This is a genomic window from Methanosarcina sp. KYL-1 (assembly GCF_024372725.1).
Taxonomy (GTDB): Archaea; Halobacteriota; Methanosarcinia; order Methanosarcinales; family Methanosarcinaceae; genus Methanosarcina.
The window spans coordinates 126,875-139,636 of sequence record NZ_VOUA01000001.1; the positions used below are offsets into that span (position 1 = coordinate 126,875).

Annotated in this window: 11 protein-coding genes; 8 read left to right on the forward strand and 3 right to left on the reverse strand. The window is 47.0% G+C overall.

Features of this window, described 5'->3' with window-relative positions:
- Window positions 1-503: 503 nt before the first annotated feature.
- The 6 genes from FTO70_RS00645 to FTO70_RS00670 all read left to right on the forward strand — a co-directional run bounded on the left by FTO70_RS00645 (window position 504) and on the right by FTO70_RS00670 (window position 9,758).
- Entirely contained in the window at window positions 504-2,666 is a 2,163-nt protein-coding gene (locus tag FTO70_RS00645) for a type II/IV secretion system ATPase subunit (RefSeq protein ID WP_255333755.1), read from the forward strand.
- A 9-nt stretch (window positions 2,667-2,675) separates the two neighbouring features.
- Window positions 2,676-4,625 carry a type II secretion system F family protein gene (locus FTO70_RS00650; protein ID WP_255333756.1) on the forward strand — a complete coding sequence of 650 codons (1,950 nt, stop codon included), beginning with the start codon at window positions 2,676-2,678 and terminating at the stop codon, window positions 4,623-4,625.
- 171 nt (window positions 4,626-4,796) lie between these two features.
- Complete coding sequence (locus FTO70_RS00655) at window positions 4,797-5,390, forward strand: hypothetical protein (RefSeq protein WP_255333757.1); 594 nt, start codon at window positions 4,797-4,799, stop codon at window positions 5,388-5,390.
- A gap of 101 nt (window positions 5,391-5,491) precedes the next feature.
- Window positions 5,492-7,519, forward strand: coding sequence for a monovalent cation:proton antiporter family protein (locus tag FTO70_RS00660; protein ID WP_255333758.1), 2,028 nt, complete (start codon window positions 5,492-5,494; stop codon window positions 7,517-7,519).
- A gap of 378 nt (window positions 7,520-7,897) precedes the next feature.
- On the forward strand, window positions 7,898-8,689 hold the full coding sequence (locus FTO70_RS00665) for a hypothetical protein (RefSeq protein WP_255333759.1): 792 nt from the start codon (window positions 7,898-7,900) through the stop codon (window positions 8,687-8,689).
- A complete protein-coding gene (locus tag FTO70_RS00670) occupies window positions 8,682-9,758 on the forward strand; it encodes a rod shape-determining protein (RefSeq protein ID WP_255333760.1) in 1,077 nt (358 codons plus the stop codon). Before FTO70_RS00665 ends, FTO70_RS00670 begins: the two co-directional genes overlap by 8 nt.
- Before the next feature lie 60 nt (window positions 9,759-9,818).
- On the opposite strand, the gene FTO70_RS00675 is transcribed toward FTO70_RS00670, so the two are convergent.
- Window positions 9,819-9,986 (reverse strand): hypothetical protein, encoded by a 168-nt coding sequence (locus FTO70_RS00675; protein WP_255333761.1) that lies wholly within the window; start codon window positions 9,984-9,986, stop codon window positions 9,819-9,821.
- Window positions 9,987-10,273: 287 nt separating this feature from the next.
- Here FTO70_RS00675 and FTO70_RS00680 point away from each other — a divergent pair, with 287 nt between their 5' ends.
- Both FTO70_RS00680 and FTO70_RS00685 read left to right on the forward strand, forming a co-directional pair.
- Window positions 10,274-10,450: an MM0924 family protein gene (locus tag FTO70_RS00680; protein ID WP_304364364.1), complete on the forward strand. Its 177-nt coding sequence runs from the start codon at window positions 10,274-10,276 to the stop codon at window positions 10,448-10,450.
- 109 nt (window positions 10,451-10,559) lie between these two features.
- Complete coding sequence (locus FTO70_RS00685; RefSeq protein ID WP_255333762.1) at window positions 10,560-10,736, forward strand: MM0924 family protein; 177 nt, start codon at window positions 10,560-10,562, stop codon at window positions 10,734-10,736.
- A 272-nt stretch (window positions 10,737-11,008) separates the two neighbouring features.
- Here the strand turns inward: FTO70_RS00685 and speB are convergent, their stop codons facing one another.
- The gene (speB, locus tag FTO70_RS00690) at window positions 11,009-11,884 is read right to left on the reverse strand and encodes an agmatinase (RefSeq protein WP_255333763.1); all 876 of its coding nucleotides are present in this window, start codon (window positions 11,882-11,884) and stop codon (window positions 11,009-11,011) included.
- Window positions 11,885-11,970: 86 nt separating this feature from the next.
- Window positions 11,971-12,357 (reverse strand): translation initiation factor IF-5A, encoded by a 387-nt coding sequence (locus FTO70_RS00695; protein ID WP_255333764.1) that lies wholly within the window; start codon window positions 12,355-12,357, stop codon window positions 11,971-11,973.
- Between the last annotated feature and the right edge of the window lie 405 nt (window positions 12,358-12,762).

Consider the following 12,762-nt stretch of genomic DNA (forward strand, 5'->3'; position numbering starts at 1 on the left):
AAACCTTAAAAAATAATTCTAATCTTATTTCCCTTATATCCCTTATAATCGGATAATAAGAGTTTTTGATTCAGGTACAAAAGGAATAAATATTATGAAATGAAGAATGTTTAATCAAAAAATGTTGTAACAGTTGTACGATCAGATTTTGCGATCTATTTGCATATTTCTGAAGTGTGAGGGGTACAGGTAACTGGCGGAAACAATTTTAATGGGTATTAAAAACGGAAATTTTTTGAAAGACTCTGAAGCCTCATATCGGATACCTTATGGAAATGCTGCCGGAAAACGTTTCCGGGAGAATAATTCCAATAGTGCAAAGTAAGGACGAAATATTTCCTGAACAGGGAGCTTCGTGCATGCTTCATGAATAAATTAGAGTGGATAAAATTGGGTGGGGATGTCTCTAAAAACGGAAAGACCTGTGAGGATGAAGGTTTCAGGGACTGAAAGGCAGACCTGGCTGATGAGGAACTCAAGGCTGAAAACTGGATGGGAAATTCATGCTTGACAATTTAAATAATTCGGAGTTTTCTCCGGAGCTACAAACCGGGGAGCATTTTGTAAAAGATCCGGAATCGGAAACTTCTGAAGTCTGGGAAAAGGACGGGGAAAAGGGGGATATCTTTTTAGGGGAAGAAGGGGGCCTGGATGCAGATCCGGAAACAGGCCTGGATATGAACCCGGATGCGGACTCGGAAACAGATCCTGATGCGGAATTGTCTCCTTCTGAAGGTCCGGGTCATGAAAAGAAAGTCAATATTATTCTGGAAACCGAAAGCACAGGCATTTTTCCTCCGAAAGAGGAAATCGAGAGTAAAAAACTAAGGGACCTTGGGGGGGGTACGGAGGAGCCAGAAGTTTCTCTGCCCGAAAATGGGATACAGAATATTGCTAGCTCTGCTGAACTTAAAAAAGTTTCCTTAAAAACTGATAAAAAGAAAAAAGCCGGTTTTTCGGGAAATATGAAGGGACTGATTTATGATATTGCCGGAATAAAGTCGGGGGAAAAACTGGGAGACAAGGTGAAGGAATTCCTGAAAGATGTGAAAACTCCGGAGGGTGCAAAACAGAAGTTTGCCGAAATCATGCGGAAACTGAATGAAGAAGAAATCAGGATCCTTCCCCCTTACGATCCGGAAACCTATGGTCCCCTTCTCGAATACGAAATTCCGGCAGGGTTCATCGAAGTCGAACGTTACTGGGTGGAGGAACCTTACGCTTTTGTGAGCATAATCGAAAACATGGAGATGAAGTTTTACTATACTGTGGAACCCACTCTCTCCGCGTACGAGAAGTCCATCCTCGAGCGGGTGCGGGACAATCTGGAAGACACCCTGACCCAGGAAGACATGAATTCCGGAAGTGAAAAGGAAATCATCCTCACAAATAAGGCTTTGCGCCTTCTTGACCAGTATTACAGCACCCTTGAACTGCCTTCTCTCCACAAGATAATGTATTTCCTCAAGAGGAATTTCATCGGGTACGAACGGATCAACCCTCTTATCCTTGACCCTAACATCGAAGATATTTCCTGCTCAGGGGTTGAGATCCCCATTTACCTCTACCACCGGAAACACAACAACATCGTGACAAACATCCTTTTTGGGGAAAAGGAACTCGATTCCCTTGTTGTCAAACTCTGCCAGAGGAGCGGAAAGCACATCTCCATCGGAGAACCAATCGTAGACGCCACCCTTCCGGATGGGTCGAGAATCCAGGCAACCCTGGGCAGGGAAGTGACCACAAGGGGCAGTTCCTACACGATCCGGAAGTTTAAGGGAGACCCCATAACTCCCATCGACCTGCTCAAATACGGGACCTGCAGCATTGAAATGATGGCTTACTACTGGATTGCCATCGAAAACAACATAAGCGTGCTCCTGGCAGGCGGAACGGCTTCCGGTAAGACTTCTCTTATGAATGCAATTTCCCTTTTCATCCCGAGGCTTTCTAAGATCGTGTCCATCGAAGATACCAGGGAAATCATGCTCCACCATGAAAACTGGATTGCAGGAGCAACCCGCAAGTCCTTTACCGTGGGCGGTACCGGGGAAGTGTCCATGTATGAGCTCCTGAAGGCAGCTCTTAGGCAGCGCCCTGAATACATCATCGTGGGAGAAGTGCGAGGAAAAGAAGCCCTTACCCTCTTCCAGGCTATGTCTACGGGGCATACTACATATTCCACCATGCATGCGAGCGACGTGCAGACTGTGGTAAACAGGCTTGAAAACGAGCCCATCAATGTCCCGCATGTGATGATGCAGGCCCTCGGGGTAATAGCCATCCAGATGCAGACCTATGTAGACGAGGTCAGGGTCCGCAGGACCAAGACCATTGTGGAAATTACCGGGCTCGACGCAAGGACAGGAAGCCTCAGGATCAATGAACTTTACCGCTGGGAACCCCAGTATGACAATTTCAAGCGCGCGGGTGACTCTTACGTGCTTAACGAGATCATGAGGGCAAGGGGATGGAACCCGGACAAGCTCTTTATCGAGTTCAAGAACCGGGAAAAGATCCTTGCATACATGGCTGAAAGGCAGATTCGGGATTATGTCAGTGTCTCTCTGATAGTGCATATGTACGCTACGAATCCGCAGCTTGTGATGGAAGCGGTTGGAAACGATACCCTGCGAAATATGGTCCAGCATCACAGTTTATGAGGGAGCGCCATGAACGCTATAGATACGCTTGCTTTCAGGATTTTCGGAGACAAAATTCTTGAAAATGAAGAAAAGTTTTCCATGTTCAGGATAAAGCTCCGCCAGGCCCAGATCCCTCTCCCCGTGGAGCAGTATGTGTCGACTGCGGTTTTAATTTCCCTGCTTGCGGGAATTTTCGGGGGTCTTTTTGGTTTACTTGTGGGAAGGCAGATTTTCCGGGGCATTACTCCTGAAATTATTGTTTCAACTCTGGGTATCTCCAGGAGAGTGACCCGGGCAGTTGATACCCCGGGTTTTGTTGAAGCGCACCTCCCTCTTCTTCTCACACTGGTAGGAGGGGTCCTGCTCTTTACAATGATTGCTGCCCTAACCTATGGGCTAATAATGGCTTACCCTCCCATGAAAGCCGACAACAGGAAAAGGGCAATTAACGAAAATATGCCGCATGCAACTGCTTTCCTCTATGTTCTTCAGAGGGGAGGCGGGATGACGATCTTCGATATCATAAAGTCGCTTGGTGGGTATTCTCACCTTTACGGGACAACTTCCAGGGAGTTCGGGAACATTGTCCGGGATATCGAGTATTTCGGAAAAGACCTGAAGGACGCCCTCTGGGATGCAGCCGACAGGACCCCTTCCGAACATTTCAAGGACCTGGTTGACGGGATGATATCTATTGTATCAAGCGGAGGGGACATTACCCTCTACCTGAAGAACAAAACCGACCTTTACAAGTCCAATGCAAATAAAGAACATAAGCGCTTCCTCGAAACCCTCGGGCTCCTTGCGGAGGTTTACATCACCGTGTTTGTCGTGGGTCCCCTTTTCCTGATGGTGATCCTTGTTGTGATGAACATGATCGACAACAGCGGCCCAACAAACCTCTACCTCCTTGTATACGGGGCAGTTCCCTTCGGGACAGCTATTTTCCTTATATTCCTGGACATGCTCACAGGGGACTCCGAAAAGATGCCGGAGGAAAAAATCTTCAGGATCAGGCCTGATTCGTTCAGCGACGTCAGGGTAAGACCCGAAACTGAAGAAGACCTTGAGCTGATAAAGAAAATTGATTTTTTTGAAAAGGTCTCAAGGGTCAAAAAAATACTTTTTCATCCGATCAGGGCCATGCTCGACAGGCCTGTATATGCTTTTGTAGTGGGTGCTCCGGTGGCCCTTGGCTATTTCGTTTCCTCATTCCTGGATAACGGGCCTTACTACGGAGGCTTCGTCGAAACTGCACAGGTCCTTGACGACTATATTTTCTTCAGCCTTCTCCTCCTTTTCATTCCCTTTATCATCTTCCATGAACTGGAAGTCCGGAAAATCAAACAGATAGAGGACCAGGTGCCCGAGTTCCTCAAGAGGCTTGCAAGTATCAACGGGACCGGGATCTTACTGGCCGATGCTATTGCCATAACCGCCCAGTCAAACATGGGAAGGCTGAAGCCCGAAATCAAAAGGACGGTCGAGGACATCCGCTGGAATTCCAACCTTGTGGAGGCCCTGAAACGCTTTGAGGCCAGGATCCGGACCAACATGACCCGGCGCAGCATGACCCTTATCGCCAAGGCTAGCGAGTCCACCGGAGATATCCACCAGGTTATCAGCACAGTTGCAGACGACGCCGACATCGAGAAAAACCTGAATAAAGAGCGTTCTGCCGAGATGTTTATCTATGTTTTCATCATCTTTGTAACGTTCTGTGTCTTCCTGATTATCGTGTACGTGCTCGCCGCCTTCTTCCTCCCCGCCCTTGACGGGTCCAGTAACCCGGCAATGTCCATGGGCGGTTTTAACCTGGCGGAGTACACTATGCTCTTCTTCCATGCAGCCCTTCTCCAGGGCTTCGGTTCAGGGCTTGTGGCCGGGAAAATGGGTTCGGGAAATGTGTCTTCAGGGCTCAAGCACTCCCTTGCCATGATGGCGGTATCATATGTACTGTTCATCGTGTTTATCTGAGTATTCGGTTTCCGGGGTTTAAAAAATTAGTTTAAAACCCCGGGTCCCTTTTCTTTTTCAGGTTTTTCCGGTTTTATTCAGGTCCTTGAAACCTTCATTTCTTTATCCCTTTGTTCCGTTTCTTTTATAAGGTGTATGTCCGATCTTATAAATATGGAAAAAGATGCAAAAATGAAAAAGATACTTCCGGGTATCCTTATCCTGGCAGTAGTCCTTTCTTCCTTTTTTGTTCTGGATTTCAAGGCAGCAAAGAGCGAGACCAGGACAAATTCCATGATTAGTGCCCATTCCACACACGAACCTGAAATTGATTTTCCGGGCAGGATTTATCTTTATGTCGAAGGCGATGAGGCCCTTTCAGAGCCCCTCGGGGAGTATCTCCGGGCCGAACTGGAAAAAGCAGGAATGGAAGTGTCAGTTTCCCGGACCTTTGAGGAAAAGTATGATTCTCAGGCCCTTCTGGTGAATATTGCGGAACCTGAGGGGCTGTATACGCCCGTTTATGCTTCTTCAAGCCTTAACCTGATGTTTTTCTATACTTCCACCGGAGAAGACACTCTTTATTTCGAAAAATTCAAGGAGGGAAACGTGACCGTAGACTTTAGGGGTTCCCGGAAAGGAGAAAAGCTAATTGACGGGGAACTGGAACTTCAGGATTCTACCAGGGGCCTGGTCTCGCTAAAAGCTTACAGGGAACACCTTGCTTCCGAGGCTGCAAAGAAGACAGTAGAGCAACTTCAAGAGCAAATAAGAGATATTCCTTAAATATATCATGTAAGTCCTCTTACCTGCCGGGACTCTATCCGTGCCTCTATCCTTCCGTCTTCCATGACGTTTATATCAATTAGAATTTTAATTCATATTCGATGGCATCGGAAATTCTCAGGGACCTTTTGATAATATTCGGGCTTTCCATTCCGGTTGTTTTTACGTTTTCCAGGTTGAGGATAGCTCCTCTTGTGGGTTTTTTGCTTGCGGGCATCCTTGCCGGGCCTTTTGGCCTCGGGCTTATCTCCGAGGGGGAAGAAATTGAACTGCTGGCTGAAATAGGAGTAGTGCTCCTTCTTTTTACTATCGGGATAGAGTTTTCCTTAAAAGAGCTCCTGAAGCTCCGGAGAATAGTACTTCTTGGGGGAGGGCTCCAGCTTTCCATTACTGCCATAGCTGTTGCTTTTTTCTTCTTCTGGCTGGGAAATTCCTGGGAGAATTCGGTTTTTATGGGGCTTTTAGTCGCGCTCAGCAGCACGGCAATTGTCCTTAAGCTCCTGCAGGAAAGAGGTGAAATTTACAGTGCCCACGGGAGGACTTCTCTCGGGATCCTTATTTTCCAGGACGTGGCTGCAGTCCTGATTATCATTTTTATCCCTCTCCTTGCCGGGACTCCCGGGGAGGATACGGTTTTTTTTGAACTCATCCTCAAAGGAGCGGGGCTTATCGTCCTTACCCTTTTCAGCGCCAGGTATGCGGTGCCTTTCCTTATGTACCAGATAGCCAGGACGCGTAACAGTGAACTCTTCCTTCTGAGTGTTGTGGTTATCGGGCTTTCCGTTGCCTGGCTGACCTCCATGGCCGGGCTTTCCCTTGCCCTTGGGGCTTTCCTGGCCGGGTTGATCATCTCGGAATCCGAATATTCGGTCCAGGCCCTGGGCAATGTAATCCCTTTCAGGGACATGTTCATGAGCATTTTCTTTATTTCCATAGGGATGCTGCTTGACCTGGACATCCTGAGAGAGCACTTATTACTTATCCTGGCTGCCACCTTTACCGTCCTTTGCATCAAGGTTCTGGTAAATGCTCTGTGCACTTTCCTCATCGGCTTTCCCCTTAACACAATGGTCCTTGTGGGCTTTTCTCTCTCCCAGGTAGGAGAGTTTTCCCTGATTCTCGCTGGCGTGGGGTTTGCAAGCGGGCTTATGTCTTCTGCAATCTATCAGGAATTCCTTGACGTGGCCGTGCTTTCCATGGTGCTTACCCCGTTTATCATGGGTGTGGGGTACCGCACTGCGGCTTTTGCCCAGAACCTTCCACTCCCTCGGATTTTGAAATCTGGCTGGTATGGGAAATTTCACGAACCGCCGGAAAAAGGGCCTGAAAACCACCTTATCATAGTGGGTTACGGGGTCAACGGGAGAAATGTCGCAACCGCTGCCAGGGCAGCTATGATTCCCTACCGTGTAATCGATATCAACCCGGAAACCGTGAGGCAGGAAAAACTGAAAGGGACTCCCATTTTCTACGGGGATGCTGCCCAAAAAGACGTGCTCGAACATGCCGGGATCAGGGCTGCAAAATCAGTCGTAGTGACTGCAGGCGACCCTGTCAGTGCTAGGAGGATTATTGAAGCGGCCAGGAGGCTGAACCCTTCCGCCCACATCATTGCAAGAACGCATTTCCTCAGTGAACTTGACCAGCTTTATTCTATCGGGGCAAACGAAGTCATCTCGGATGAGTTTGAAAGTTCCATAGAACTCTTTGCCAGGGTGCTTCACAGCTACCTGGTCCCGGGAAACGAGATCGACTTACTGAGTACAGAACTCCGGGCAGATAATTACCGGATCCTTCGCAGTCCTGAAATTCGTCGGAAAATGGTCTGTGAACTCGCCCTTGACTTTGCCGATGTGGAGGTCCAGAGCATGAGGGTTGTAAAAAATTCGAAGGCCTCAGGAAAAACCCTGGGGGAACTTGAAATCCGGAAACAATACGGGGTTACGGTACTTGCAATCTCCCGGAGCCATAAGCTTATATCCGAAATGAGGGCAGAAACCGAACTTTATCCCGATGACCTTCTGCTCCTGATCGGCTCCCCTGAAAGAATTGAAGAAATCAAAGGCCTGTTTGCAGAAGAGATGACTTTTGAAGGCGAGAAAACTGTTACAGAAGAGGAGACTGTTTAAGGAGAGCTTTAACAGGTCGCCGGTATATCAGAGTCTTTTATAAATATCGAGTCAACAGAAAAATTAAATTTATTAATTAGCCGTCAATATTAGTTTCATCTCTCATAAGATTATTACATATAAATTCTTCTATTCTATTCAAAATTTGGGGTTTATATACCTTGCATTCTAGGGGTAAATTCCGGAAACCTTGACCGCCTTAATTTGGTGAAAACACTAAACGAAGGCCGATTCTGCATGTGTCGATATATAGGATCAGTAAACCCCATTATTTTCTTGACAGTTGTTTTATTAACAGAGTCTAAAAATATATATAATATCTTTCTAAAAAATCAAAACATATTTATCCCCTCTTACTATCTCAAATAACGGATATCGATGAAATCTAAATTAAGCCACTATTTTTCGTCTGTAACCTTGCTGTCAGGCTTTCTTCTGGCGTTAGCAGGTATCGCTTATGCCCTATCTGTAAATCTTACTCGAAGATCTGACCCGGGAGAGATAGCCATTACCTACAGTTTCATCGGTTTAGGGTTATCCCTCATCCTTACGGGCATTAACCTGATGATCAAGCACCCAAAAGAATACCACTACTATGTGGTGGGAGCAGGCCTCGTGCTTAACTTACTCGGGCTGGGGGCTGTTCTTCTGATCTATCCAAGAGGTGGGTGGGTGTATCCCAATGTTACTTACATTGTTGTCACCTATGCCGCCGGGGTCTGCCTGCTCGCAGGAAATGCCTTCGCAAACACGGTTTTGAACCAGATTGAAGAGAGGGCAAGGCAGCTTTTCGAGAATGAGTCTGAAGACACAAAAAAACATAGTGAAGATGATATCGAAAAAGAGGTCCAGAGGACCATTGACCGAGCTTTTACAGAAGAGGACAGTTTTTCGAGATTCAGTCTTGGGTTAAACGAATCTAATTATGATTTCGTTCTCGGAAAGGCGTTTTTGGAATCGGAAGAGAAAAAAACTGTTGTTCAGGATAATATTTCTGAAGTTGAAAGCTTAAGACTTGCAAGGAGCGGAAAGCTGGAAGTCTGTGACGATGGGCTCGATTCGACATCACTGTTACTTGCCCAGGCCATAAGCACGGACTCCGGAAGCAGAAAAACCAAAGGGATATTTGACAATAAAATGAAGTTGTTCAAGAGGCACAAAAATGGCTAAAGGACTTGACGTAGGAACAATGAACATTATCAGTGCAACCAAAGGGGAAGGTTCAATCTCCTTCGCACAGCAGAGAAATGCATTCCTTGAGATGGAAGCTAACGACCTGACGCAGCACATGCTTGATAATGCAAAAGTGCTGTACACTCAGAGAGGCAGCAACCTGAATGTGCTCGGGGAGGATGCATTTAAATTCTCCAATGTGTTTAACAAATCCATCAGGAGACCCATGAAGCAGGGGATCATCAGCCCTGATGAAAAGGAGTCCATCCCGATGATCAAGGTCATCATCGAGAGGGTTATCGGAGCCCCTGAAAAGAAGGACGAGGTTCTGTTTGTTTCCGTCCCTGCAAACCCTGTGGACAACAAGCTCAATGTGCTTTACCACAGCAAGACTGTGGAAGCCCTTGCAAAGAAACTCGGGTACAACACATTCACGATTGACGAAGGGCTTTCCGTTGTGTATTCCGAACTAAGCGACTCCAACTTCACCGGTGTCGGTGTCAGTATCGGGGCAGGGATGACAAACGTAACCGTTGCTTACATGGCCACTCCAATCGTTTCCTTTAGCATTGCCCGTGGAGGAGACTGGATTGACGAGCAGGTCTCAGTTGCAACCGGCATGGCAAAAGAGAGGATTACCGCAATCAAGGAATCGGACTTCTCCATCGGCTCCGAATACGAGCTCGGAAGCGTCCAGGGTGCCCTTGCCGTTTACTATGATGCCCTTTTAACATATGTCCTCCAGCACCTCAAGCGCAAGCTCTCGGAAACCGCTCCTCCCGATGCCGAATTCCAGGTGGCAATTGCAGGCGGAAGCACCAGGGCTAAAGGTTTTGTGGAGATGTTTGAAAAGAGGCTGAAGGAAACCAACCTGCCCATCAGGATTTCCAGTGTCAAGAAGGCCAGGTTCGTAAGCCCCTCAGGTTCGGACTCCAGAGACCCCCTCTACGCCATTGCCAGGGGATGCCTTATCGCAGCCCTCACAAAAGAGGCAAGCCTGTATCCGGAAGCCCAGGTCCAAACCTCAGCAATGACAGAGGCCGTAGGCGCTGAAGAAGAGGACTGAACAACCAGGCCTGACTAAATGCATCCGAAGGAGGGTAAAACCCCTTCTTCAACTCCTTTTTCAATCCTCTTTTTCAATCCTCTTTTTCAACCCTCTGTCCTCTTTTCTGTCCCCTCTGTTTCTTCTCTCAGGGCAGGCTTCAGGACCTTGTGTATATAAACATCTCCGCACACCTTGCATTTTTTCTCCCATTTTTCGAAAATTCTCGTCTTTTGTCTTTTTTTCCAAGTAAAATTTGCTTTCCCGGATGTCCGTACGCAATTAAACCTGAAAATAAAGTGGATATAAAAACCACCCTATTCTCCCGGGAAAACGGCAGCCTGCATGGTAGGCTGCCTGGAATGCAGTTAAGTAAACCTTCTCCGGGCCTGAGGGCGGCGGCGCATTCCGAAAATCAAATTTAGTTTTTAAACAAATTTATAAGGAATGAAGAGGATACTTAAAATAACTGGCACCTGCGGATTTAATGACGGTGCTTTTTAGAATAACATGTAATATACAGGAGTAAAAACGTGATGCAGTCATTTATAGTGGAACATTATCTTAACAAGGCCGTAGATGTCTACTGTGGCGGACCTGACGTATTCAAGGGAACAATAGAGGCCTGTGCCGATAATGTCCTTACCCTTAACAAGGAAGGAAAGCTTACCCATATAGCTATTGACAGGATTATAGCCATGTGGGCTCAGTGATCTCAAAAGCAAAAAACGCCTACAGATGCTGAGAGCGCAGATATAGTTCTGAGAGCCGAAAACGGATCGGAAACGGGTACATTGAAGAAATATTTTGAGGTGTAAAGCAATGCAGTCCTTTATAGTTGAACACCATCTCGGTGAAAACATTGATGTCTACTGCGGCGGGCCTGACATTTTCACCGGAAAAGTCGAAGCCTGTGCAGACAACGTGCTCACTCTTGCAAAAGATGGAAAGTACACCCACATTGCCATCGATAAGATCATAGCCCTCTGGCGTTCATGATCCTACCGGAATGTGTTAGAATGTGTTAAGACCTGAAGCAAGTGGTGAAAAGATTGCTTAAACGGAAATTCCTTGCAGGCAGCAGATGAATATTTTGTGCTTGCAACCGGAAATTTCTTACGCAATAGAAAAATTCAGTAAAATGGAAAAGTCTTGAAGTCCTATGCTTCGTTCTTTTCCACCGGTTTTCAAATTTGGGCCCAAGGCCCTCATAAAAACCTTTTTTCGTTAAACTTCTTTCCGTTTAAACCATTTTTTTCGTTAAAACCTTTTCAGTCATTTCTGTGAGCTGTCGCGTGGGAGGCGATAAACTCTCTCATGATTTTTGCCCCTAGCATGGCCGTTTGCCCGGAATCGTATTCAGGGGCTATTTCCATGATGTCAAAAGCCATTGAGAAGGGGGCAAGGGTCCGGACTGCTGTCCTGACATCCCGGGCGCTCAGGCCGAAAGGTTCGGGGGTGCCGAGGCCGGGGGCGTAAGCCGGGTCTATGGCGTCCATGTCCAGGGAGAGATAGAGCTGGCTGCAGTCCAGCCATTCGAGCGCTTCTTTGAGGACTTCGACAATGCCTATGGCTTCCACATCATCGGCGGTGTAGTATTTCAGCTTATTTTCCCTGGCAAAGACCCATTCTTCCTCCGGTCCGCTCCTGATCCCGATCGAGACCAGGTTTTTAGTGATCTCGGAGAGGATGTTTCTGGACACGCAGGCGTGGTTATTTTTTAAGCCCCTGTACCCGTCCCTGAGGTCGAAGTGCGCGTCTAAGACCAGGACTCCGAAGTCGTCTCCTGCAAGCTCCGCACAGGCCTTGACCGTAGCGAAGGTCAGGGAGTGTTCGCCTCCCAGCATGATGGGGAGCTTCCCGTCGTCCAGAAGCTCTTTTGCTGCTTCGTAGAGGTCCCTCAGGGTCTCATCAACCGAGGCTGAAGTCTCCAGGTTTCCTGCGTCATGGATGGGCAGGTCTACGAGGTCGATGTCGAAGACGGGGTTGTAGCTCTCAAAATTTGCAGAGGCCTGTCGCATGGCATCCGGGGCCCAGCGGCTGCCTGCCCTGTACGAGGATGTGTTGTCAAAGGGTACGCCGAAAATCACGTAGCGTGCAGCCTCATAATCCGAAAGGGCATCTATAAATGAATTAGGTAAAAACATGCTCTGACCTGATTTGAATTAATTTAAATAAAAAAGAGGGGGCTCAGGCTGTTAACCTGAAGCTTTTTATCAGTCTGTTCGGGACTTTATGTCCTTATGTCGAGCTTTATCTTGCCGAGGGCTGTGATGTAGGAAACTTCTTCTCCTTCTTTGACCCTGTCTTTGTATTCATCAGGGATTGTGATTTCAAAGGTTGAGAAATCTCCCATGTCCATAAGCTGGGCAACGTCTCCGGTGATTGAGATGATTTGTGCGCTCTTCCTTTCCACAATGGGGACGTAGACCTTGTTTGCAACCGAGCCGATGTATGAACGCTTCTGGTTGTCAAAGAGGCCGATAGCTTCGACCCTGGCCTTTGCAGCTCCGTGTTTCCCGGGCTTGGACTTGGAAATGCTCTTTATGACGCATGCTTCATCGTCAATGATGACGTATTTCCCTTCTTTAAGCTCCTTAACTTCTACCTGCTGTTTCATAACGATTCTCCCTTACGTTTTAAAGACGTATATCAATAAGCTGTAAATGCCAGTTCCTGATTCCCGGGCAGGGGGCCCGGTTCCATCTGGCGGAGTAGTATTAGAAGGCTGTTTTAATTTTTAAGCCTGCCTCTTCTTTTATCCATATCTTGCTTAAGTTCTTTTATATATACGCCGCTTAAGCGCTCTTTATATATACGTTGCCTGAATGCTTTTTATATATACGCTGCTTAAGTGCTTTCTATATAAGTATTTTATACAATTCTCTGTATGAAAAACTGTAAAGCAATTACTGGACCTTGGGTTGCCTGCAGACTCCATCTACAGATCGAGAACTAATACGATTAATTATTCTAGACTATATAATGCTTATGCGAGATTCTGGCTTTTAGCCCGTTTTTTTGA